At 65.5% G+C, this 23,322-nt stretch carries 23 protein-coding genes; 7 read left to right on the top strand and 16 right to left on the bottom strand.

The window, feature by feature from the left end; genetic code table 11:
• Window positions 1–65 precede the first annotated feature (65 nt).
• Genes AZ34_RS07015 through AZ34_RS06980 form a run of 8 tightly spaced genes read right to left on the bottom strand, consistent with a single transcriptional unit; the run spans window position 66 to window position 6,924 of the window.
• Window positions 66–1,016: a Gfo/Idh/MocA family oxidoreductase gene (locus AZ34_RS07015; RefSeq protein ID WP_035606378.1), complete on the bottom strand. Its 951-nt coding sequence runs from the start codon at window positions 1,014–1,016 to the stop codon at window positions 66–68.
• Between the two features lie 11 nt (window positions 1,017–1,027).
• Window positions 1,028–1,894, bottom strand: coding sequence for a class III extradiol dioxygenase subunit beta (locus AZ34_RS07010; protein WP_035606375.1), 867 nt, complete (start codon window positions 1,892–1,894; stop codon window positions 1,028–1,030).
• A 25-nt stretch (window positions 1,895–1,919) separates the two neighbouring features.
• Window positions 1,920–2,360 carry a protocatechuate 4,5-dioxygenase subunit alpha gene (gene ligA, locus AZ34_RS07005; protein ID WP_035606371.1) on the bottom strand — a complete coding sequence of 147 codons (441 nt, stop codon included), beginning with the start codon at window positions 2,358–2,360 and terminating at the stop codon, window positions 1,920–1,922.
• A 60-nt stretch (window positions 2,361–2,420) separates the two neighbouring features.
• A complete protein-coding gene (locus AZ34_RS07000; protein ID WP_035606369.1) occupies window positions 2,421–3,362 on the bottom strand; it encodes an amidohydrolase family protein in 942 nt (313 codons plus the stop codon).
• 55 nt (window positions 3,363–3,417) lie between these two features.
• On the bottom strand, window positions 3,418–4,362 hold the full coding sequence (locus AZ34_RS06995; protein ID WP_081767114.1) for a transporter substrate-binding domain-containing protein: 945 nt from the start codon (window positions 4,360–4,362) through the stop codon (window positions 3,418–3,420).
• A gap of 41 nt (window positions 4,363–4,403) precedes the next feature.
• Complete coding sequence (gene ligK, locus AZ34_RS06990) at window positions 4,404–5,096, bottom strand: 4-carboxy-4-hydroxy-2-oxoadipate aldolase/oxaloacetate decarboxylase (RefSeq protein WP_035606366.1); 693 nt, start codon at window positions 5,094–5,096, stop codon at window positions 4,404–4,406.
• 42 nt (window positions 5,097–5,138) lie between these two features.
• The gene (locus tag AZ34_RS06985) at window positions 5,139–6,179 is read right to left on the bottom strand and encodes an amidohydrolase family protein (RefSeq protein ID WP_035606364.1); all 1,041 of its coding nucleotides are present in this window, start codon (window positions 6,177–6,179) and stop codon (window positions 5,139–5,141) included.
• 55 nt (window positions 6,180–6,234) lie between these two features.
• A complete protein-coding gene (locus tag AZ34_RS06980) occupies window positions 6,235–6,924 on the bottom strand; it encodes a substrate-binding domain-containing protein (RefSeq protein ID WP_197026510.1) in 690 nt (229 codons plus the stop codon).
• A 170-nt stretch (window positions 6,925–7,094) separates the two neighbouring features.
• Between AZ34_RS06980 and AZ34_RS06975 the strand changes: the two genes are divergently transcribed.
• The 7 genes from AZ34_RS06975 (at window position 7,095) to AZ34_RS06945 (ending at window position 14,569) form a co-directional block, all read left to right on the top strand.
• Window positions 7,095–8,147: a LysR substrate-binding domain-containing protein gene (locus AZ34_RS06975; protein WP_051509591.1), complete on the top strand. Its 1,053-nt coding sequence runs from the start codon at window positions 7,095–7,097 to the stop codon at window positions 8,145–8,147.
• A 2-nt stretch (window positions 8,148–8,149) separates the two neighbouring features.
• Window positions 8,150–9,019, top strand: a complete 870-nt coding sequence (locus AZ34_RS06970; RefSeq protein ID WP_035606361.1) for a shikimate dehydrogenase — start codon at window positions 8,150–8,152, stop codon at window positions 9,017–9,019.
• 47 nt (window positions 9,020–9,066) lie between these two features.
• Window positions 9,067–10,257, top strand: a complete 1,191-nt coding sequence (locus AZ34_RS06965) for a PLP-dependent aminotransferase family protein (protein ID WP_035606358.1) — start codon at window positions 9,067–9,069, stop codon at window positions 10,255–10,257.
• A 217-nt stretch (window positions 10,258–10,474) separates the two neighbouring features.
• Window positions 10,475–11,542 carry an extracellular solute-binding protein gene (locus AZ34_RS06960; protein ID WP_035606355.1) on the top strand — a complete coding sequence of 356 codons (1,068 nt, stop codon included), beginning with the start codon at window positions 10,475–10,477 and terminating at the stop codon, window positions 11,540–11,542.
• Window positions 11,543–11,621: 79 nt separating this feature from the next.
• Entirely contained in the window at window positions 11,622–12,752 is a 1,131-nt protein-coding gene (locus AZ34_RS06955) for an ABC transporter ATP-binding protein (protein WP_081767113.1), read from the top strand.
• A 28-nt stretch (window positions 12,753–12,780) separates the two neighbouring features.
• The gene (locus AZ34_RS06950) at window positions 12,781–13,650 is read left to right on the top strand and encodes an ABC transporter permease (RefSeq protein WP_035606349.1); all 870 of its coding nucleotides are present in this window, start codon (window positions 12,781–12,783) and stop codon (window positions 13,648–13,650) included.
• A gap of 46 nt (window positions 13,651–13,696) precedes the next feature.
• Window positions 13,697–14,569, top strand: a complete 873-nt coding sequence (locus tag AZ34_RS06945; RefSeq protein ID WP_035606345.1) for an ABC transporter permease — start codon at window positions 13,697–13,699, stop codon at window positions 14,567–14,569.
• Between the two features lie 2 nt (window positions 14,570–14,571).
• Here the strand turns inward: AZ34_RS06945 and AZ34_RS18885 are convergent, their stop codons facing one another.
• The 8 genes from AZ34_RS18885 to AZ34_RS06905 form a co-directional block, all read right to left on the bottom strand.
• Window positions 14,572–16,212: a methyl-accepting chemotaxis protein gene (locus tag AZ34_RS18885; RefSeq protein WP_155831739.1), complete on the bottom strand. Its 1,641-nt coding sequence runs from the start codon at window positions 16,210–16,212 to the stop codon at window positions 14,572–14,574.
• 215 nt (window positions 16,213–16,427) lie between these two features.
• Window positions 16,428–17,420 (bottom strand): Bug family tripartite tricarboxylate transporter substrate binding protein, encoded by a 993-nt coding sequence (locus tag AZ34_RS06935; RefSeq protein ID WP_035606339.1) that lies wholly within the window; start codon window positions 17,418–17,420, stop codon window positions 16,428–16,430.
• A gap of 47 nt (window positions 17,421–17,467) precedes the next feature.
• On the bottom strand, window positions 17,468–18,202 hold the full coding sequence (locus tag AZ34_RS06930; RefSeq protein ID WP_035606338.1) for an ABC transporter ATP-binding protein: 735 nt from the start codon (window positions 18,200–18,202) through the stop codon (window positions 17,468–17,470).
• The gene (locus AZ34_RS06925) at window positions 18,199–19,008 is read right to left on the bottom strand and encodes an ABC transporter ATP-binding protein (protein WP_051509590.1); all 810 of its coding nucleotides are present in this window, start codon (window positions 19,006–19,008) and stop codon (window positions 18,199–18,201) included. Before AZ34_RS06925 ends, AZ34_RS06930 begins: the two co-directional genes overlap by 4 nt.
• On the bottom strand, window positions 19,005–19,970 hold the full coding sequence (locus AZ34_RS06920; RefSeq protein ID WP_035606336.1) for a branched-chain amino acid ABC transporter permease: 966 nt from the start codon (window positions 19,968–19,970) through the stop codon (window positions 19,005–19,007). Before AZ34_RS06920 ends, AZ34_RS06925 begins: the two co-directional genes overlap by 4 nt.
• Complete coding sequence (locus AZ34_RS06915; RefSeq protein ID WP_035606334.1) at window positions 19,970–20,848, bottom strand: branched-chain amino acid ABC transporter permease; 879 nt, start codon at window positions 20,846–20,848, stop codon at window positions 19,970–19,972. The genes AZ34_RS06920 and AZ34_RS06915 overlap by 1 nt, the downstream gene beginning before the upstream one ends.
• 120 nt (window positions 20,849–20,968) lie before the next feature.
• On the bottom strand, window positions 20,969–22,135 hold the full coding sequence (locus AZ34_RS06910; RefSeq protein ID WP_035606332.1) for an ABC transporter substrate-binding protein: 1,167 nt from the start codon (window positions 22,133–22,135) through the stop codon (window positions 20,969–20,971).
• Window positions 22,136–22,434: 299 nt separating this feature from the next.
• Window positions 22,435–23,298 carry an amidohydrolase family protein gene (locus tag AZ34_RS06905; RefSeq protein WP_035606331.1) on the bottom strand — a complete coding sequence of 288 codons (864 nt, stop codon included), beginning with the start codon at window positions 23,296–23,298 and terminating at the stop codon, window positions 22,435–22,437.
• Between the last annotated feature and the right edge of the window lie 24 nt (window positions 23,299–23,322).

Genomic DNA, 23,322 nt, shown 5'->3' with positions numbered 1-23,322 from the left:
CTCGCGGACCGATCCTGCGGACCGATCACGCGAACTGAGCGGCGGCGCGAACCGCCGGCTCAGTCTTATGCCTGGAGCTGCTGCTCCAGCTGGTGCAGCACCTGGTAGCAGGGCAGCACCTGGGCCACGCTGCCGTTGGGCTCGCGGCCTTCGCGGATGGCGGCGAAGAACTCGCGGTCCTGCAGCTCAATGCCGTTCATGGACACGTCCACCTTGCTCACGTCGATCTTCTCGTCCTTGCCGTTGAAAAGATCGTCATAGCGCGCGATGTAGGTCGCAGTGTCGCCGATGTAGCGGAAGAAGGTGCCCAGGGGGCCATCGTTGTTGAACGAGAGGCTCAGCGTGCAGATCGCGCCGTTGGCGGCCTTGAGCTGGATGCTCATGTCCATGGCGATGCCCAGCGTCGGGTGGATGGGGCCCTGGATGGCGTTGGCCTTCACGATGGGGCTACCGGCCTGGTAGGCGAACAGATCGACCGTGTGCGCGGCGTGGTGCCACAGCAGGTGGTCGGTCCAGCTGCGCGGCTGGCCCAGCGCGTTCATGTTGGTGCGGCGGAAGAAATAGGTCTGCACATCCATCTGCTGGATGTTGAATTCACCCGCCTTGATCTTCTTGTGCACGTACTGGTGGCTGGGATTGAAGCGGCGCGTGTGACCGCACATGGCCACCAGGCCTTTTTTCTTTTGCAGGGCGACGACCTCCTCGCCTTCCTTGAGCACGTCGCACAGCGGGATTTCCACCTGCACGTGCTTACCAGCCTCGAGGCACGCCTTGGTCTGGGCGGCGTGCATCTGCGTGGGCGTGCACAGGATGACGGCGTCGACTTCCTTGAGCTTCAGGCTGTCGGCCAGATCGGTGGTGACATGCTGGATGCCGTACTTGTCAGCCACTTCCTTGGTTTTTTCCAGGTCACGGCTGATCAGGGAAACGACTTCGACATCCTTGATGTTCTTGATGCCGTCCAGGTGCTTGATGCCGAAAGCGCCGGCACCGGCCAAAGCAACTTTGATGGTCATGAGTGGGTCCTTTAGCTGTTTTCAAGAATCATGTGGCCCACCGCCGTGTTGGAGGCAGGCACGTGGTAGAAGCGGTGCTTGACCTTGGGCTTGGGACCGCCGTGCACGTCGGCCATGGCGCCGCGGGCGATCAGCCACATCACGAGTTCGATGCCCTCGCTGCCCGCCTCGCGCACGTACTCGATGTGCGGCACCTGGGCGGTGGCCGCCGGGTCGTCGATGAGCTTGTCCAGCCAGGCGTTGTCCCAGTCCTTGTTGATCAGGCCCGCACGCGGCCCCTGCAACTGGTGGGTCATGCCACCCGTGCCCCAGATCTGCACGTTGAGGTTCTCGTCGAAGGACTCGACCGCCTTGCGGATGGCCTGGCCAAGCTGGAAGCAGCGGCGGCCCGAGGGCACGGGGTACTGCACCACGTTGACCGCGAAGGGAATGACCTTGAAGGGCCACTTGTCAGTCTTCGGGTCCTTGGCGCCGCACATCAGGGACAGGGGCACGGTCAGGCCGTGGTCCACATCCATCTTGTTGACGATGGTGAGGTCGAAGTCCTGCTGAATCACGGACTGAGCGATGTGCGAGGCCAGTTCCGGATGGCCCTGCACCACCGGCACGGGGCGCGCGCCCCAGCCTTCATCGGCGGGCTGGTACTGCGCTGCCGTGCCGATGGCGAAGGTGGGGATCATCTCCAGGCTGAAGGCCGTGGCGTGGTCGTTGTAGACCAGGAACACGACATCCGGCGTGTTGTCCTTCATCCACTGCTTGGAATAGTCGTAACCAGCGAACAGCGGCTGCCAGTAGGGTTCCTGGGTCTTGCCCAGGTCCATGGCCGCGCCGATGGCGGGCACGTGGGAGGTGTAGACGGAAGCGGTGATTTTTGCCATGTTGGGTTCTCCTATGCCGGACGATTCAAAGCAACTTGCCCGTGCCATGCCCTTGCGGCTGGTTCTGGGGCTGCGCGCTGCCGTTCTCGCCCACGTAGCGATTGCCCTCGATGGAGCGTCCGCCCTTGATCATCATGTCGCGGTACTCCTCCTCCGTCATGCCGGTCATGCTGCCGGCCATCTGCTGAAAGCTCTTGCCATGGGTGGCGCCCAGCTTGGCGAGGAAATAAATGTTGCCGCCGAGCGCAATGCAGCGGTTCAAATCGGCCGCGAGCACGGCCTGCTTTTGCTCCTCCGTCATCGGCCATTCGTCGACGTACTGGCGCTGGTCGGCGAGGAAGCGCGCGCGGTTCTCGGCCTTCATGAGCGACATGCAGAACTGGTTGAGCCAGTAGCCCTTGCGCGATTGCTCGGCGTCGAAGATGGTCGTGCCCGGCACGTCCAGGTACGGTTTATCAAGTGGCATGGTGCTTCTCCTGTGTGGCCCGAGCATAGGTCCGCGCTCGGGCTGATGTATTGATGTGCCTCAATCCGCCCAGTACAGGCGCATGGGGTTGTCCACCAGCAGCTTGCGCTGCAGCTCCGCGGTGCGCGCGATCTGGGGTATGAAATCCACCAGCAGGCCATCGTCGGGCATGTGATCCTTCAGGTTCGGGTGCGGCCAGTCGGTGCCCCAAAGCACGCGGTCGGGGAATTCCTCGACGATGCGGCGGGCGAAGGGAACCACGTCTTTGTATGCGCCACTCTCCAGACCCTGTTCACCCTGGAGCGCCCTGGGGCCGGTGACGCTGAGGCGCTCGGGGCAACTCACCTTGCTCCAGACGTTCTTGTGTTCGCGCATGAACTTGAGGAAGAGCGCGAACTCAGGGCCGTCCACGGGCTTGCTCACGTCGGGGCGGCCCATGTGGTCCACCACCACCGTGGTCGGCAGGGCGGTGAAGAAATCCCAGAGTTCGGGCAGGTCCACGGCCTCAAAGTAGATTACTACGTGCCAGCCCAGCTTGGCGATGCGGCTGGCGATTTCCATCAGCTCGTCCTTGGGCGTGAAGTCCACCAGGCGCTTGACGAAGTTGAAGCGCACGCCGCGCACGCCAGCGGCATGCAGGCGCTGCAGTTCCTCGTCACTCACGCTGCGTCGCACGGTGGCCACGCCGCGTGCCTTGCCGTTGGAAGCCAGGCAGGCGTCCACCAGGGCGCTGTTGTCGGCGCCATGGCAGGTGGCCTGCACGATCACATTGCGCGCGAAGCCCAGGTGGTCACGCAGGGCGAAGAGCTGATCCTTGCTCGCGTCGCAGGGTGTGTACTTGCGCTCTGGCGCGTAGGGAAACTGCGCGCCAGGGCCGAAGACATGGCAATGCGCGTCCACCGCGCCGGGCGGCACCTGAAAACGCGGCTTGCTCGGGCCACAGTGCCAATCTAGCCAACCCTTGGTTTTCTCGAAAGGTCCTGTTGTCGGTGTTCCACTCATGGTCTTGTTCTTCCTTGTCGTGTGTGTGATGGTTGGGTGCCGCCGGCAGCCTGGCTCAGCGAATGTCGGGCTCGACGGCGCCGCGCAAATCGGCGCGGCGCACCGCCGCTTGCAAATAGCCTTCGCGCCGCACGCTGAGCACGAAGCGGCTCAGGTAGGACATGGCCGACTGCCGTCCCTTGGGAATGGCGATGACCACCGTCTCCAGGCCCCAGCGGCCGTCGAGCACCCGGGCGCCACCGCCCAGGCGATCGGCCATGGGAAAGAGCACACTCTTGCTGGCGGCGAAGGCTTCGATCTGCCCCGCCGCGAGCCGGTCCGTGGCCTCGGTATAGCTGCCCAGCAAAACAATCTCAATCTGCGGATGGCGGCGTGCCAGCGGCGCCTGCGCGCCCGCGCCACGCAGCACCCCCAGCTTGACACCGCCCTGGCGCGCGGCCAGGGTGTTGAGGTCCGCCGCCTCGCGCAGACGGGTGCCCGGTCGGGCCAGATAGCCCTGTTCCAGGTCCAGCAGGGGCAGGCTGTAATTGACGTCGTTGCCGTAGATATCGCTTTTCCAGGTGACGGTGAAGTCCACTTCGCCCTGGCCCATGGCGACCATCAGGTCGGCCAGGCGTTCGAAACGCGCCAGCTCGAAGGGCACGTCCAGCCAGCGCGCCATTTCCTGGCCCAGGTCATGGCTCAGACCGGCATGGCGGGTCGGATCCTCTCGCTCCAGCAGAGACAAGGGGCTACCGGCATACACGCCCACCCGCAGCACGCCGGTGGGCGCGAGTAAGGTGCGCACCGCGGCGGTGGCTGGGGCTGGTTCGATCGGGGATGGTGCTGGCGCGAGTGCCGGCGGCAAGGCGCATGCCGTCAGCAGCAAAGCACCCAGCGCGGTCGCCAGCCACGCCCACCGGCTGACACGCCGCACAGCCTCCACCCGCGGCGACGCGAACGCGGCGGGCCGGGGCGCGCTTGAGCACGAGGCGAGGGACAGGGTGCGGCGATCGGACATGCGGTGCGGGCGACGGTAGTTGCGGGGCGGCGCTTGCGGCCTCAGTCGATGTACTTCAGGCCCAGCTTTTCAAGCGGCTCGCGGAACTTGTACATGTCCAGGCCCAGCACGCCAGAGGCCAGCTTGGCGCGCTTTTCGCCCTCGAAGGACTCGCGCGCGGCGGCGGCCTCAGCCACCTTGGGCACATCAGCCGCGTTGACGACGACCACGCCGTCGTCATCGGCCACGATGGCGTCGCCTGGGTTGACGATCATGCCGGCGCAGACGACCGGAATGTTCACCGAGCCCAGCGTGGCCTTGATGGTGCCCTTGGCGCTGATGGCGCGGCTCCAGACCGGAAAGTCCATGGCCTTGAGTTCAACGATGTCGCGGCAGCCGCCGTCGATGATCAGGCCGCGCGCGCCACGCGCCTTGAAGCTGGTGGCCAGCAGGTCACCGAAGAAACCGTCGGTGTTGGGCGCGGACAGGGCCGCGACCACGATGTCGCCGGGCTTGATCTGCTCGGCCACGACGTGCAGCATCCAGTTGTCGCCCGGGTGCAGCAGCACGGTGACGGCGGTGCCCGAGATCTTGGCGCCCGGATAGATGGGGCGCATGTAAGTCTGCATCAGGCCGATGCGGCCTTGGGCTTCGTGGACGGTGGCCACGCCGAACTGGGCCAGTTTATCGGTGGCGGCGGCATCGGCGCGCGTGATGTTGCGCTTGACGATGCCCAGCGGTGCGTTGACGCTCATGGTGTGCTCCTGGTATGTCTTGAATTCGTTGTTCTGCTCTGATCAACGGCCCTGCTTCTTCAGCGCCGTGTCCAGCCGCGGGAAGACACGGCGCGCGTTGCCTTCGTAGACCTTGAAGCGTTGTTCCTCGCTCAGGTTGGGCGTGGCCTGCACATAACGCTTGGTGTCGTCGTAGTAGTGACCGGTCTCAGGGTCGATGCCGCGCACCGCGCCGATCATCTCGCTGGCGAACAGGATGTTGTCCACGGGGATCACGCGGGTCAAGAGATCAATACCAGGCTGGTGGTAGACGCAGGTGTCGAAGAAGATGTTCTTCAGCAGATGCTCTTGCAGCAAGGGCTTCTTCATCTCTTGCGCCAGACCGCGGTAACGGCCCCAATGGTAGGGCGCGGCGCCGCCGCCATGCGGAATGACGAAGCGCAGCGTGGGGAAGTCCTTGAACAGGTCGCCCTGGATCAGCTGCATGATGGCCGTGGTGTCGGCGTTGATGTAGTGCGCGCCCGTGGTGTGGAAGCAGGCGTTGCAGCTGGTGCTGACGTGGATCATGGCCGGGATGTCGTACTCCACCATCTTCTCGTAGATGGGGTACCAGTGGCGGTCGGTCAGCGGCGGGCTGTTCCAGTGGCCGCCCGAGGGGTCGGGGTTGAGGTTGATGCCGACCTGACCGTATTCCTTCACGCATTTTTCCAGCTCAGGGATGCAGGTCTTGGGATCGACGCCCGGCGACTGCGGCAGCATGGCCGCGCCGATGAAGTTCTGCGGGAACAGCTGCGTCACGCGGTAGACCAACTCGTTGCAGATGGCCGCCCAGGTGCTGCTGACCTGGAAATCGCCAATGTGGTGGGCCATGAAGCTCGCACGCGGGCTGAAGATGGTCAGGTCGCTACCGCGCTCCTTCATCAACTTCAACTGGTTGGTCTCGATGGCCTCGCGCAACTCGTCGTCGCTGATCTTCAGGTCCGCGACCTTCGGCGCCAGGGCCGGGTCCTTGATGCTGGCGATCTGCTGGTTGCGCCAGTTCTCCAGCGCCTTGGGCGCGGTGGTGAAGTGGCCGTGGCAGTCGATGATGAGGGGTTGCTTCATAGGTTCTCCGTTGTGCTTGTTCGTGTCATCCGCAACGCGTACCGTCGCGGCCAGTTCAGACCGGATTCATGCCCTGCCTGCGCTTGGCCTCGGCCGCCTCGGGCGCGGCCATGTAGCGCAGCAGGGCGCGCACGGCTTCGGGTTGTCGGCTGGTTGCGCAGACCGCGCCGCTGAAGGTGGTGGTGATCTGGATCTCGGCGGGCAAGGGGCCGAGGATGCGGATGCCCTGGACGTGGATCAATTCACTCAGTTGCTGGAAGCCCAGTTCCACCTCGCCCTTCGCGACCAGGCTGCCCACGGGAATGCCGGGCGGCGGAGTCACGATGCGGCTCTGGATCTCTTGAGCGATGCCCCAGCGCTCGAACAATTTGGCCAGCGCGACACCGCTGGGACCGGTGGAATAGCTCAAGCTCTTCGCTGCCAGCACGGCGGCACGCACAGCCGCCTCGTCCGCGATGTTCACGGCGGCCGCACCGTCGCGCACGGCCACGGCCACGCCCGAATGCACCAGGTCCACGCGGCTGCCCGCGAGGGCATGGCCGGCGGCGACGAGTTTGTCGATGGCGTCGGAGGCCAGGAAGACCACATCAAAGGCCTCGCCCGCGGCCACGCGCTTGGCGGCGTCCACACCACCGACGGATTCGATGCGCACGCGCGCGTCCACCACGCGCTCGTAGGCCCCCGCCAGCTCGGCCAGCAGCAGGCGCGTCGCCATCGAGGAAATGCCCAGGATCTCTGTTGTCATGGTCTCAAGGCACCGCGATGGTGCCCGCAGGCGAGGAGTGAATCAGTGTGCAGAAAATGAACTTCGCGGATTGTCGCCTTGCGCTTTGCCGGGGGCTAGGCAAGGCACCTACTAGCAGGTATCGCAGTTCGGCATAATCACCCGCCCGATATCCGAAAAATCAATCCAACATGGATCTGAAGCAGCTTGAATACTTCGTGCGCGTGGCCGAGCTCGGCAGCTTCACGCGCGCGTCAGGCGTGCTCGGCATTGCCCAGCCTGCCCTGAGCCGCCAGGTGCGCCAGTTGGAAGTGGAGTTGCGCCAGAACCTGCTGCTGCGCAACGGGCGCGGCGTCACCCTGACCGACGCCGGCAAGCTGCTGCTCGACCACGGGCGCGGCATCCTGCACCAGGTGGAGCGCGCGCGCGAAGACCTGGGCCGTGTGCAAGGCGCGCTGGCGGGGCGCGTGGCCCTGGGCCTGCCGCCCTCGATCGCTCGGTTGCTGACCGTGCCGCTGACGCGCGCCTTCCGCAAGCGCCTGCCGGCCGCGGCGCTGTCCATCAGCGAGGGACTGACCATCTCCATGCAGGAAGGCCTGCTGACCGGGCGCTTGGACCTGGCCCTGCTCTACAACCCGCCACCGAGCACGGAGTTCGAGTCGCTGCCGCTGATGGACGACATGATGCTGCTGATCGGACCCAGCAACGCCGGCCGCACAAGCCACGCACCCGACCTCCCCGGTGCCGGCCCCGCTGGTGCCGGGAAAAAATCTGCCCAAACGGGCACGCTTGAACTTCTGGGCGAAACCATCAGCCTGCACGAAGTCGGCGCCCTGCCCCTGGTGATCCCGAGCCGCCCCAATGCGCTGCGCATGCTGGTGGAAGCCGAGATGGGCAACATCGGCTGCAAGCCGACCATCGCGCTGGAGATCGACGGCGTGGCCGCCATCCTCGACCTGGTGGCCGATGGCCTGGGTTACGCCGTGCTGCCGCGCCACGCCTTGATCAGTGCCACCCGCCCCGATGCCTACCGGGCGCGCCCCATCAGCCTGGGCCGGCCAGACCATGCCGCGCGCGCCACGCCCCTGCTCAGTCGCCTGGTGATCGCCACCGCGGCGGGTCGCACCACCACGCTGACCCAGCAAGCCATGATCGAGCTGATCCAGCAGATCACGGCCGAGGTCTTCACCGCCGCGACGCTCCCCGCGACGCCGCCCCCCTCCCATCTCTCGCCCACCTCCTGAACATGGACCCCACCTACACCCTCGCCGGCATCATGGGCTGGCCTGTCCGTTACTCCCGCTCGCCCGTCATCCACGGCCATTGGATCCGCGAACACGGCGTCAAGGGCGACTACGTCATGCTGCCGGTGCAGGCGACCAACCTGCCCGACGCCCTGCGCGGCCTCAAGGCCATGGGTTTCGCGGGCTGCAACCTGACCATCCCACACAAGGTGGCCGCGCTCGCGCTGCTGGACCGGGTGGACCCGCTGGCCGCGCGCATCGGCGCGGTCAACACCCTGGTGGTGAAGGACGGCGCCCTGGTGGGCTACAACACCGACGCCGAGGGATACATCCAGAGCCTGCGCGAAGCCTGCCCCGGTTGGCGCGCCGATGCCGGCCCCACCTCGGGCCCCATGGCCGTGCTGGGCGCAGGCGGCGCGGCGCGCGCCGTGCTGGCCGTGCTGGGTGAACAAGGCGCGCCCGAGATCCGCATCTGCAACCGCAGCCTGGACAAGGCCCAGGCGCTGGCCGCCGAATTCGGCGCGCATTACCCAGGCACCCGCTGGCTGGCCTTGCCCTGGGACCAGCGTCACGCCGCGCTGGAGGGCTGCGCCCAGTTAGTCAACACCACCAGCCTGGGTATGACGGGCCAGGAGGCGTTGGATCTCCGACTCGACGCCCTGCCGCCCACAGCCCTGGTCTGTGACGTGATCTACACCCCGCTGGAAACCCCGCTGCTGGCGGCGGCACGGCTGCGCCCTGCTGGCCAGCATGTCACCGTCAACGGCCTGGGCATGCTGCTGCACCAGGCGCGCGCCGCCTTCCAGCACTGGTTTGGCCTGCTGCCCGAAGTGACGCCCGCGCTGCGCCGCGCCGTCGAAGCCACGTTCTGACGCCCCCACCCTGTTGTCCCCACCGTTCCACATCCCCGGAGAACCCGATGCCCTGGACCCTGGCCCGCCGCGCCGCACGACTGAATCCCTCGACCATCCGCGAAATCCTCAAGGTCACCGAACGCCCCGGCATCATCTCGCTGGCGGGGGGCCTGCCCGCCGCCGAAACCTTCCCCATCGCCGCCATGGCCGAAGCCACGGCGCGTGTGCTGCGCGACACACCACGCGAGGCGCTGCAGTACGCAGCCAGCGAAGGTTATGCCCCGCTGCGTTCATGGGTGGCGGCCGAGCTGACCAGTCAGGGTGTGCAGGTCGACGCCGATCAGGTGCTGATCACCACCGGTTCTCAACAAGGCCTGGATCTAGTCGGTAAGGTACTGGTCGATCCGGGCAGCCGGGTGGCGGTCGAATCGCCCACCTACCTGGGCGCGCTGCAGGCCTTTGCACCGTTTGAATGCGATTTCACCGCCATAGAAGGCGACGACGAAGGCCCCCTGCCCGAAGCGCTGGAAGCCGCACGTGGTGCGCGCTTCATGTACCTGCTGCCCAACTTCCAGAACCCGAGCGGGCGTTGCCTGTCGGCTCAGCGCCGCGCGCAACTTGCCGAGAAAGCGGCCACCATCGGCCTGCCCATCGTGGAAGACAACCCCTATGGCGACCTCTGGTTCGACGCGCCGCCCCCCGCGCCGCTGAGCGCACAACTGGGCATCGGCGACAACGGCGGAGCCATCTACCTGGGTTCCTTCTCCAAGGTTTTGGCGCCAGGCCTGCGCCTGGGTTACGTGGTCGCCCCCAAGACGCTCTACCCCAAGCTGCTGCAGGCCAAGCAGGCGGCCGATCTGCACACGCCGGGCTTCAACCAGCGCGTGGTGCACGAAGTCATCAAAGACGGTTTCCTGACCGAACATGTGCCGACCATCCGCGCGCGCTACAAGGCCCAGCGTGATGCCATGCAGGCCGCGTTGCAGCGCCATCTGCTCGGCATCGGCTGCCGCTGGAACGCACCGGTGGGCGGCATGTTTTTCTGGGTCGAGCTGCCGCAGTCGCTGGATGCGACCGCCCTGCTGGACCGTGCCGTCGAGGCCGGTGTGGCCTACGTTCCGGGCGCACCCTTCTTCGCGGCTTCGAACCAGAAGCACGCCAACACCCTGCGCCTGAGCTTCGTGACCGTGCCGCCCGCGCAGATTGAAGAGGGCATCGCCACGCTGGGCCGGGTCTTCGCGCAGGCCTTGGGCTGAATCGCGCCGGGGCGGGTGCTCTGCTGGAGTACCGGTAATGCCGACACGGTAGAAACGCACGCCCTGCCGGTGGCGGCCTGTCACCAGGCATCAAAAATGCTGTGGTAATGTGACACGACGCCTGCGCCCGCACGCGGGTGCGGCGGCGCCATCCCTGGCGCCACGGTCTTTTCACATCCACGTCATTCTAGATTGTTTGCGAGAAAGCGAGCCTCCCATGAAGCGCACCTTGACCTGCATCACCCTGGCTGCCCTGTGCCTGGCCACCGCCGGCCTCGCCCAGGCCCAGAACAAGACCTTGCGGCTATTGACTTGGGCCGACTACGCGCCCAAGGACGTGGTGGAGCAGTTCACCAAGGAAACCGGCATCAAGGTCGAGATCACGCTCTCCAACAACGAGGAGATGATTTCCAAGCTGCGCGCCACCGGAGGCGCCGGCTTTGACCTCGCGCAACCCAGCCAGGACCGCATCGCCGGGCCGCAGACCGAATTCCGCATCTACAAGCCGCTGGACCTGTCCAAGATCAAGCGCGAGCTCTTCATTCCTTCCATGCTGGAAGCCACCCAGGCCAACACCACGGTGGACGGCAAGGTCTACGGTCTGCCGCACATCTGGGGCACGGACGGCCTGGTGGTCAACACCAAGACCTCCAAGGCCACGGACTACCCCGACCTTTGCGCCCCCGAGAACGCGGGCAAGGTCAGCATGCGCCTGAAGCGCCCGACGCTGATCGCCTTTGCTTTCGCCAGCGGCAAGAACCCCTTCGCGCTCTACAACGACGCCAAGGGCTACGCGGCGCTGATGAACGAAGTCGGCCAGACCATGATCAACTGCAAGAAAAACGTCAAGTTTTACTGGGACGGCAAGGACCAACTGCTCGCCGGCCTGCGCTCGGGTGAATTGACCACGGCCATGATGTGGGACACGGGCGGTTGGGCGCTGAACAAGACCCAGCCCGAGATCAAGTTCATCGCGCCCAAGTCCGGCGCACTGGGCTGGGTGGACACCTACGCGATTCCGGCCAAGGGCCGCAACGATGCCGCCGCCTACGCCTGGATCAACTTCAACCTGCGCCCCGAGATTGCGGCCAAGGTGGCCAGCGCAGCCGGCAACTTCACGGCCAGCAAGGGCGCGGACCAGTTGATGAACGAGACGCTGAAGAAACAGTTCGCCGACAGCTTCCCCGAAGCCGCGCTGAAGAACATCAAGTGGTACCCGGCCGTGCCCGCCGGCATCGAGGACATCGAAGGCCGTGTGCTCGACCGCGTGAAAGCCGCGCAATAAGGAGACTTCCAGGCCTGGCGACGCATGAGCGCCACCGGGCTGCCCGAAGGCGCTCGGCACCGCAGGGCGAAGCTATCCCATGAGCATGAGCAGCGACGACACCGACCTCGACATCCGCGCCCTGGGCAAGCGTTACGGCACGTACACGGCGGTCGAGGACCTGAGCCTGTCGGTCCGCTCAGGCTCCTTCTTCTCCATCCTGGGGCCTTCGGGCTGCGGCAAGACCACGCTGCTGCGCATGGTCGCGGGTTTCATCTCGCCCGACACGGGCGACATCCGCATCAAGGGCGCGTCCATGCTGGGCGTGCCGCCCAACCGGCGGCCGGTCAACATGGTGTTCCAGCACCTGGCGCTGTTTCCGATGATGAGCGTGGGCGAGAACATCGCCTACGGCCTCACGCAGCGCGGCGGCGTGCGCAAACTCAAGCGCGCCGTGGCCCGGGACAAGGTGCGCGACATGCTGAGGCGCGTGGGCCTGCCCGGCATCGAGGACAAGCGCATCGAGCAGCTCTCCGGCGGGCAGAAGCAGCGCGTGGCCATCGCGCGCGCGCTGGTGCTGGAGCCCACGCTGCTGCTGCTCGACGAACCGCTGGGCGCGCTGGACATGAAGCTGCGCGAGCACATGAAGGTGGAACTCAAGCAGCTGCAGGCCGAGGTCGGCACCACCTTCGTCTACATCACGCACGACCAGTCCGAGGCGCTGGTCATGTCCGACCAGGTGGCAGTGATGAACCAAGGCCGCTTCGAACAGGTCGGCCGACCGCAGCAGCTCTATTACGAACCGGCCAGCGCCTTCGTCGCGGGTTTTGTTGGCCACAACAACCGCGTGGAAGGTCGCGTGGAGCACATCGACGGTGAACTGGTCACCTTGCGCACGGCCGCTGGCCTGGCGCTGCAGGGGCGGCGCGCCGGCAACGCCAAAGGGTTGCGCGCGGGGGACACGGCGCAACTCTTCGTGCGGCCGGAAGCTATCGATATCGGCCGCACGGCCAGTGAGCTGGCACAGACTCCGGAAGGACTGCGCTGCCACGCCCGGGTGCAGAGCGTGCTGTTCGATGGCGGCAACTCCACGGTGCAGGTGCGCGAGGACGACAGCGGCCAGATGCTTCACATCGCCCTGCCCCTGACCGGCCGCCTGGCCGACCTGCGCGCGGGCGACGGCGTGCTGTTCAGCTACCGGCCCGAGCAGGCCTGGTGCTTCGCGGCCTGAGGCCCGCACCTCTACCGCGCCGGACCTCATGGACACGACAAGCCCCCGCCGCTGGATGCTGGCCCTGCTGCTGGCGCCCGCCCTGCTCTGGCTGGGCGCCCTGGTCGTTTTGCCCCACATCGACCTGCTGCTGCTGTCTCTGCAGGCCCGCGTCGGGCCTGGCGAGTACGCCTACAGCCTGGACCAGTACCGCACCTTCATTGACGAGCCGCTCTACTGGCGCACCTATGTGCGCACGGCGGTGATCTCCCTGCTGGCGACGGCTCTGACCCTGCTGCTGGCCTTTCCCGTGGCCTGGCACATCGCCAAGGTGGCGCAAGGCCGCGCCAAGATGGCGCTGCTGGTGCTGTGCCTGCTGCCCTTCTGGGTCAGCGAGATGGTGCGCACCCTGGGCTGGCTGATCCTGCTGCGCGAGACCGGCGTGGTCTCCAGCCTGCTGCAGGCCACGGGCTTGGCCGCGCAGCCGGTGGAACTGCTCTACCACGACGCCACCATCCTCGTGGGCCTGGTCTATGCCTCGCTGCTGTTCATGGTGATCCCCCTGGTCAACAGCCTGGAGAGCCTGGACAACAGCCTGATCGAAGCCGCCTACGACCTGGGCGGCAGCCACACCAGCATCCTCTGGCGCATCGTGATCCCGCACGCCGCGCCGGGCATGGCCTCGGGTTGCATCGTGGTGTTCATGCTTTGCCTGGGCAACTACCTCACGCCGACGCTGCTGGGTGGCAAGAACTCACTCTGGTTCACCGAGCAGATCTACACCCAGTTCATCACCCGCTTCAACTGGAACCAGGGCGCGGCCTTCGGCTTCCTGCTGCTGGTGCTGTCCAGCCTGCTGGTGTGGGCGGGGCTGCGCCTGACGCGGCAGCGGCTCGGCGCCGTGATGCAGTCCTCTTGAGGCGAGACCCGGTCGTTGGAATGAACACGCGCGCGAGGAAAACACCATGATTCCCAGCCTGCCCCGCCCCCCGGCCCAGCGCCATGGCCTGCATCTGTTCGTGCTCGGTTTTTTTGTCTTCCTCTTCCTGCCACTGACGGTGGTGGCAGTCTTTGCCTTCAACAACGCCGACTACCCAACGCCACCCTGGCAAGGCTTCACGCTGGACTGGTTTCTGGCCCAAGGCGAAGGTGATGGCCGCACCGGCTTGCTGCACGATGCCGAGTTGCTGGGCAGCATCGCCATCAGCGCCTGGGTGGCGCTGTGGGTCACCCTGCTCTCGGTGGTGGTGGGCACCTGCAACGCCTTCCTGCTGGAGCGTTTTGACTTCCCGGGCAAGCGCGCGCTGGCGCTGCTGAGCATGGCGCCACTGGTCATCCCGGGTGTGATCCTGGGCATCTCCATCCTCGCCTTCGCCAGTCGCCTGGCCAACTTCGCCGACGAGGTCTGGGGCCTGGAGCTGGACTTTCTGCGCCCCGGCCTGCCCCTGGTGATCCTGGGCCAGTTTTGCTACATCGCGACCATCGCCACGCTGACCATCGCGGCGCGCCTGCGCCGCTTCGATCGGTCCCTGGAAGAAGCCGCGCTGGACCTGGGCGCCAACCGCGTCACGGTGCTGCGCACCATCACTCTGCCCTGGCTGTGGCCCAGCATGGTGGGCGCTGCGGCCATGGCCTTCCTGATGTCCTTCGAGAACTTCAACACCACGCTGATGCTGGTGGGCTCCGACGCCCCGCTGACCGTGCTGATGTACGGCCGCATGCGCGAGGGCGCCACCCCGGTGCTCAACGCGGTCAGTCTGCTGCTGATGCTGGCCTCGGCCGCACTGGCCTTGCTGCTGCTGATGCGCAGCCGCAAGGCCAGTGGAACGACCGGCTGATCTCAGGCCAGGCTGAGCACGCCCGGCTGCCCGGCCCGCCCCGGCACGGGCGTGGCGGCACCCGATTCAGCCCCGTCCAGCTTGAAGACCGCGACGGCCCGAACCAGTTCATGCGCCTGATTCTTCAGGTCGGCCGCCGCGGAAGTCATTTGCTCCACCAGCGCCGCGTTCTGTTGGGTGGTCTGGTCCATGCCGCTGATGGCCTCGCCCACCTCCAGCACACCCGCGCTCTGCTCCGCGCTGGCGGTGCTGATCTCACCCATCAGTTCGGTCACCTTGCGTATGCTGGCCACCACCTCGTCCATGGTCGCGCCCGCGCGGTCCACCAACGCGCCGCCTTGCTCGACACGCTCAACACTGGCGCTGATCAGCGTCTTGATTTGGCGCGCGGCTTCCGCGCTGCGTCCGGCCAGGCTGCGCACCTCCGCCGCGACGACGGCGAAACCGCGGCCCTGCTCACCCGCGCGCGCGGCTTCCACGGCGGCATTGAGCGCGAGGATGTTGGTCTGGAAGGCGATGCCGTCGATCACGCCGATGATGTCGGCGATCTTCCTGGCGCTTTCGTTGATGTCCTTCATGGTGGCCACCACTTCGGCCATCACCTCGCCCCCTTGCATCGCGACCGTGCTGGCGTTTTGCGCGAGTTGATTGGCCTGCTGCGCGCTGTCGGCGTTCTGCCGCACGGTGGAACCCAGTTCCTCCATCGACGCCGCGGTCTGCTCCAGCGCGCTGGCCTGGCTTTCGGTGCGCCGCGACAAATCCTGGTTGCCACGCTCGATCTCGACCGCGGAGACGGCCACCTGCTGGGCCGAGGCCCGCACGCCCGAGACCACCGAGAGCAGGCCATCACGCATCATCTTCATGGCGGCCATCACGCTGTCCTGACCCGCGCCCCGCGTGTCGACATCGGAAGCGAGGTTGCCGGAACGGATATCGTCGGCCACCGCCTTGACCTGCCAGGGTTCGGCACCCAGGGCGCGCGACACCGAGCGGGAAATCAGCGTCGCCCCAACGGCACCCAGCAGGACGGCCACGACCGTCCAGGCGATCATCAGGGTCGAAAAGCCGATCGCAGTGCCCTGGGCTTCGGCCAGGCGCTGCTGAATCACCTCTTCCTCGAAATCGATCAAGGCGTTGATGCGCGCCAGCCATTCGACGAACAGCGGCTTCAAGTCACGCCACACAATCTGCTGCGCGGCCTCGCGCTGGTCCTGGCTGCGCAACTGGATGACCTGGTTGATCAAAGGCAGAACCCTGGCCTCGGTCTCCTTGATCGCGGCCAGCAGCTTGGGCACCTCGGGATGGACAGAGCGATCTTGCGCCAACATCTGGTCCAGAGGAACGGCCGACTTGGCGTAGAAGGCTGTGAGTCGCTCGATTTCCGCGATCTCGCGGCGCAGTTCCTCTGCGCTGACCGAGGCCGCCACGTCGCGGATGGCGATGGCCCGGTCGTGCGCGCTGCCCCGGAAATTGATCGCGTAACGCTGAATCAGGGAATTCTTCGCGGAGTTTTCCTCCAGGGCTTGCTTGATGGTCCCGACCTCGCGCAAGCCAGCGAGCGTCAGAAACACCAGGATCAAAAGAATCGCGCCAAAACCGACCGTCAACTTGCGACGCACCGTCATCATTGCAAACCAGTTCATGTTTTTTCCTTTTCGCGATGGCCTTCCTGGGCCATGCGTCCGTTGTCTCAGGGCTCCGTATTCTGAGGGCAAGGGAAAATAGACACAGCCCAACACGATGCATTGTTTTCATGGCAGGCATGAAAAAAGACAACGGTCCTGACGGACCGCTGTCTTGAGGGTGTCGCGCGCTAGAAGCGCGACGTTGGGAAATGTCTAAGACCTGAGGCAGACGCTCACTGCAGCGGCACCTTGGCCTTGACGATCACCTCGCCCCAGCGCTTGATCTCGGACTGCAGGAAGGCCGCGCTCTGCTCCGGCGTCTGGCCGCGCGGTTCGATATTGAGTTCGCGCAACTTCTTGCTCACTTCGGGGTCGGCCAGCGCGGTCTGGATTTCCTTGTGCAGACGCGTCACCACGGCCTTGGGCGTGGCGGACGGCACGGCCAGCGCGTTCCAGGAAGACGACAGGTAACCAGGCAGGCCCGCTTCCTTGGTGGTCTGCACATCCGGCAGCGCGGCGGAGCGCTTCTCGCTGGTCACCGCCAGGGCACGCAGGGCGCCGCCCTTGATCTGACCCATGACCGGCGCGAGGATTTCCACCGCGGCATCAACCTGCTTGCCACGCAGGGCATTGACCACGGCGGGCGTGCCGTTGAAGGGCACGATCTGCACGTCGATGCCGGCGACCGACTTGAACAGCTCGGCGGAGAGATTTTGCGTGCTGCCGATGTTGATGCTGCCGATGTTGAGCTTGCCCGGGTTGGCCTTGGCGTCGGCCAGCAACTCGCCCAGGGTCTTGTACTTGGAGTCACTGGCGACGACCACGCCAATGTCGAAGAAACCCAGGGTGCTGACCGGCGTGAAGTCCTTCACCGAGTCGTAGGGCAGGCTCTTGAACAAGGTGGCGCTGACCGCCGTGGCGTTGGACATCAGCAGCAGCGTGTGGCCGTCGGGTGTGGACTTGGCCACTTGGTCGGACGCACCGACGCCGCCGGCACCGGGTTTGTTCTCGATCACCACGGGCTGGCCCAGCAGTTCGTTGAGCTTCTGCGCGACGATGCGTGCGGTCAGGTCGGCCACGCCGCCCGCGCCGAATGGCACGACGATGCGCAGCGGCTTGCTGGGGAAGTTTTGCGCCAGCGCCAGGGGCGAGGACAGCGAGGCCAGGCCGCCGACCAGCGGGGTGCCCAGCAGGGCGAGCGCGGATCTCCGGTTCAGTCGGTTCATGTTGTTACTCCTAGAGGAAACAGGATTCAAGGACGACCACGACGGCCTCAACGCGCCACGCCCAGCAGTTTGTCCAGCAACTCGGGCTGGTCCAGCAGGGCGCGGGCCGTGCCCGCGTGCACCACGGTGCCGCGGTCCAGCACGGCGGCTTGGTCGGATATTGCCAGGATGGCCTGCGGGTGCTGCTCGACGATGATGGCCGAGAGGCCCTCCTCGCGCGTGATGCGGCCAATGGCGCGCAACAGCTCCTGCACGATGATGGGCGCCAGGCCCTCCAGCGGCTCGTCCAGCAGCAGCAACTTGGGATTGAGCACCAGGGCCCGGCCCACGGCCAGCATCTGCTGCTCGCCGCCCGAGAGCTGAGAGCCGAGATTGGTCTTGCGCTCGGCCAAGCGCGGGAACAGTTCATAGACACGCGCGGGCGTCCAAGCGGCAGCGCCAGCGACCGCCCTGTCCGCGCGGCCAGGCCGCGCCACCGCGGTCAGGTTCTCGTCCACCGTCAGCGACTTGAAGATGTTGCGTTCCTGCGGCACCCAGCCGATGCCGGCGGCGGCGCGCAGGTGCAGCGGCGTCTTGTGCAAGGCCACGCCGTCGAGCGTGATGCTGCCACCGTGTTGGCGCGTGGCGCCCGCCAAGGTGTTCATGAAGGTGGTCTTGCCGGTGCCGTTGCGCCCCAGCAGCGCCAGCGTCTTGCCCTGGTCCAAGGTGACGGACACGCCATTGAGCACCACGGCCTCGCCGTAACCGGCGCTGAGGTTCTCGACCTTGAGGAGCGCGCTCATGCATGACTCCCTTCCGCATGGCCGAGGTAAACCTCTTTCACGCGCGGGTCGTTGGCGATTTCATCGGGGTTGCCCTCGATGAGCACGGTGCCATTGACCAGCACCGTCATGCGCTTGGCGAAACTGAAAACCAGGTCCATATCGTGTTCGATCAGCAGCACCGACACATCGGCGGGCAAGGCCGCGACGGTCTGCAAAAGTTCCTCGCGCTCGCCCGCGGGCACGCCGGCCACGGGCTCGTCCAGCAGCAGCACGCGCGGCTCGCAGGCCAGGGCGATGGCAATTTCCAGCAACCGGCGTTTGCCATAGGCCAGCACGTCGGTGCGCTGGTTCATCACCTCGGTCAGGCGGAACTGCTCCAGCAGTTGCTCGCAACGCTCGACCACCTGCGGGTCGCGGCCCAGCGGCTGCCACCAGCGCGTGCCCAGGCCCCGGTGTTGGGACACTGTCAGCGCCAGTGTCTGCAGCGGGGTCAGCGAGTCGAAGAGCTGGTTGATCTGGAAGGTGCGCACCATGCCACGGCGCACACGCTGGTGCGGCGCCAGTCGGGTGATGTCCTGACCTTCAAGCAGGATGCGGCCTTCCGTCGGGTCGAGCACGCCGGTCAGCAGGTTGATCAGCGTGGTCTTGCCCGCGCCGTTGGGACCGATCAGCGCGTGGCGCGCGCCCCGTTTGAGGTCCAGGCTCACATTGCCGGTCGCGGTGATGCCGCCAAAGCGCTTCACCAGCCCCTGGGCGCTGAGCACGACCTCGGCAGCCGCGCCCGAGGTGGCGCCGTTTTGAACGATGTCGGAAGAAACACTCATTTTTTCTGCCCCCGTGATACCCAAGTCCAGGGGCGAATCAGACGTTCACGGCCCACCAGCATCAGGACGACGAGGAAAAGACCGATCCAGAAAGTCCAGTACTGGGGGGTGATGGACGAAATCCAGTCCTTCAACCCGGTGAAGACGACCGCGCCGATGACGCCGCCATAGAGCCAGCCTGCACCACCGATGACGACGAGCAGCACGAGATCGGCCGAGCGGTCAAATGCAAAGACCTCGACCGAGGCGAAACTCGTGGTCTGCGCCAGCAGCGCGCCGGCGGCACCCGCAATGCCGGCAGCCACCGTGTAGACCAGGGCGATGCGGGCCGACACCGGAATGCCAATGGCCATGGCGCGCAGTCGGTTGTCACGCAAGGCCATCAGCGTGCCGCCCAGGGGCGAATGCACGAAACGGCGCGACAGCAGGAAGAACACGAACAGCACCACCAGCGAATACCAGGCCGCCACCTGACCGTAGAGGTCGAACTCGAAGCGGCCGAGCACCGGCCCCATGACCACGCCCTGCAGACCGTCGGCACCACCCGTGAGCCAGTTCAGCTTGTTGGCCAGTTCCATCAGGATCAGCGCGACGCCCATGGTGACCATGAGCAAGGCCAGGCCCGCGCCGCGCATGACGGACAGCGAAGCCAGCGCGCCCAAGGCCGTGGACAGGGCGATGGCGAAGGCCAGCCCCAGCGTCGGATCAGGGTGGATGTGCTTGGCGAACAGCGCGGCCGAATACGCGCCCATGCCGAAGAAAGCCGCATGCCCTAGCGAGACGATGCCCGCGTAGCCCATGATCAGGTCCAGCGAGAGCGCGAACAGGGCGACGATGGCCACCTCGTTGATGAGCAGCGCATGCCCGCTGAAGTACCAGGGCGAAGCCAGCGCCAGCAGCCAGAACAGTGGTTCCCAGCGCTTCCAGCGCTGGAACTCGTGCAGGGAAGCTGTTGCATTCATCATGCCTTGCCCCCCTTGCGCACGAACAGGCCTTGCGGGCGCCAGATCAAGATGACGATCATCAGGAAATACACGATGAACGCGCCGAAGCGCGGGATGTAGTACTTGCCCGCCACGTCGGCGATGCCCAGCAAGAGGGCCGCCAGCAGCGGACCGGTGATCGAGGACGTGCCTCCAACGGCCACCACGATCAGGAAATAGACCATGTAGCGCAGCGGGAAGCTCGGGTCCAGGATCAGGATCTCGGCGCCCAGCGCCCCGCCCAAGCCCGCCAGGCCCGAGCCTGCCGCGAAGGTCAGCAGGAAAACGGCATTGACGTTGATACCCAGACCCGCGGCCACGCGCTGGTCGTCCACCGAGGCACGCAAGCGACTGCCGAAACGGGTGCCGCTGAGGATGGCCTGCAGGCCGACGGTCAGGGCCAGGCAGACGGCGATGATGAAGAGGCGGTAGTGCCCCATGCCCAGTTCCCAGGCGGTACCGTCGCCCAGTTCAGTCCGACCCTTGAGCCACTCGGGCAACTGGACGATCTGCTGGCTGGACGTGAAGAAATAGTCCGTCGCCGCCACGGCCATGAAGGTCAGGCCGATGGAGAACAGCACCTGGTTCAGGTGCGGCTTGTTGTACATGGGTCGGTACAGCGTGCGCTCCAACACCGCGCCCAACAAGGCCGAGACGAAAAAGGCCGCAGGCAGGCAGAGCAGGAAGGGCACGTCATGGCGCTGCATCAGGATGACGGTGAGATAACCGCCCACCATGGCGAAGGCGCCGTGGGCCAGGTTGATGAAATTCATCAGGCCCATCGTCACGGACAGGCCGACCGCCAGGATGAAGAGCAGCATGCCATAGGCGATGCCGTCGAAAAGTATGGTCAGCATGGGGACACAGACTAGAAAAGCGCGAACCCGAAAAACACGAATCCGGAATCAGGAAGAGAAACGTGCGAGAGAAAAAACATGGGCGCCCCTTCCTGAGCAGGGGCGCCCATGCGTGCAGACTTATTTGGCCTTGCCGGGGTCCTTCACGTCCTTGACGACGTCGAACTCCACGTTGTACAGCTCACCGTCGCGGCGCTCCACCTTGCTCAGGTAGATGTTCTGGACGATGTCGCGGGTTTCCGGGTCGATGGACACCGGGCCGCGCGGGCTTTCCCACTTCAGGTTCTTCATCGCGTTGACCAGGGCTTCGCCGCCCTGGCCCTTGGTGGCCTTCAGACCTTCATAGATGACGTGCATGCCGTCATAACCACTGACCGCGAAGAAGTTGGGGCGGAAGCCATTGGCCTTCTTGAAGGCGGCGACGAAGGCCTTGTTCTTGGCCGAGGGATGGTAGGCAGAGTAGTGCATGGACGTCACCACGCCGAGCGCCACGTCACCCATGCTGTTGAGCTGGTCGTCATCGGTCACGTCGCCGGTGCCGATCAGGCGGATGCCGGCCTTGTCCATGCCGCGTTCCTGGAACTGCTTCATGACTGCGGCGCCCGCGCCCGAGGGCACGAAGACGAACAGCGCGTCAGGCTTGAGGTCACGCACCTTCTGCAGGAAGGGCGCGAAGTCCGGGTTGCGCATGGGCGCGCGCAGCGATTCCAGCACCTGACCGCCACCGGCGGTGAAGCGTGCGACGAAGAACTTCTCTGCGTCGATGCCGGGGCCGTAATCGGACACCAGGGTCACGACCTTCTTGATGCCGTTCTTGGGTGCCCAGTCGGCCAGGGACGAAGACGTCTGCGGCAACGTCATGCTGGTGCGCACGATGAAGGGCGAGGACTGCGTGATGCTGGAGGTGGCGGCGGCCATCACGACCAGCGGCGTCTTGCTCTGGGTTGCGATGGGCGCGGTGGCGAAGGCCGAGGGTGTGATGCCCATGCCGGCCAGCACGTCCACTTTGTCCTGCACCACGAGTTCCTGGGCCAAGCGCTTGGTCACGTCGGGAATGCTGGTGTCGTCCTTGACAATGAGTTCGATCTTCTTGCCCGCGACCATGTTGCCGTTCTGGGCCATGTAGAGCTTGACGGCGGCTTCGAGTTGTTTGCCGGTGGTGGCCTGCTGCCCAGTCATGGGCACGATCAGGCCGACCTTGAACACGTCCTGCGCCAGCGCGGCGGTCGCGCCGAGCGCGGCCACCAGGGCCAGGGCGGAAGCGCTCAGGAAATTACGCTTTTTCATGAGAGTTGACTCCTTTGTATAAGTCTGAAGATGGCCATCGTCGCGCGCGTTGGCAGGCACTCCACCACGACCGCACAGGCACGATACGACAGCGGAAAACGCGAGAGCACAAGGGGCAACGGTGCGCTACTGTCGCTGCAAACCGTTGCATCCGCAAGCCAAAAAACAGACTGATAGATATAACGGTTTGAAATATCTTACCCCGCGCTCGAGAGTGCGCGAGTGAGAGTGAATTTACGGGTAAACCCGGAATTCAAACCGTCAGGAGCCGGCACGCCGCGTGGGCGTGCGCCGAGGGCTCAGCTCAAGCCCAGAAGGCGCACGGCATTGTCCTTGAGGATGCCGGGCATGACTTCGGGTTTGAAGCCGGCTTCCTCGAAGTCCTTCATCCAGCGCTCGGGCGTGATGAGCGGATAGTCACTGCCGAACAGCATGCGGTCCTTCAGCAGCGTGTTCGCGTACTGGACCAGTTGCTTCGGAAAGTATTTGGGACTCCAGCCCGACAGATCGATCCAGACATTGGGTTTGTGCATGGCGACGCTCAAGGCCTCGTCCTGCCAGGGCCAGCTCGGATGCGCCATCACGATCTGCATGTCGGGAAAGTCGATCGCCACGTCGTCGAGATGGATGGGGTTGCTGTACTCCAGCCGCAGGCCACCGCCACAACGCATGCCACTGCCGATGCCGCTGTGCCCGGTGTGGAAGATGGCGGGCAGCTTGTACTCGGCGATCACTTCGTAGATGGGCCAAGCCATCTTGTCGTAGGGGTGGTAACCCTGCACCGTCGGGTGGAACTTGAAGCCTTTGACGTTGTGTTCCTCGATCAGCCGCCGCGCCTCGCGCGCGCCCATCTTGCCTTTGTGCGGGTCGATGCTGGCGAAGCACATCATCATGTCGCTGTTGGCATTGGCGGCCTCGGCGATCTCCTCGTTCGGGATGCGGCGGCGGCCGAGCTGGGCCTCGCTGTCCACCGTGAACATCACCAGGCCGATTTTTCTTTCGCGGTAGTAGGCCACCGTCTCGGCGATCGTCGGCCGACGACTGGAGCGGAAGTACTTGTCGGCCGCGCGGTCGTATTCCTCGCCGTAGTTGTCGAACGGATTCCAGCAGCTCACTTCCGCGTGCGTGTGGATGTCTATGGCGATGAGGTTCTTGTGGTCCATGCGGGATTGTCTGCGATCTGGAAT

This window comes from Hylemonella gracilis str. Niagara R, assembly GCF_000600295.1.
Taxonomy (GTDB): domain Bacteria; phylum Pseudomonadota; class Gammaproteobacteria; order Burkholderiales; family Burkholderiaceae_C; genus Hylemonella; species Hylemonella gracilis_A.
This window is presented reverse-complemented; position numbering and strand designations above follow the sequence as displayed.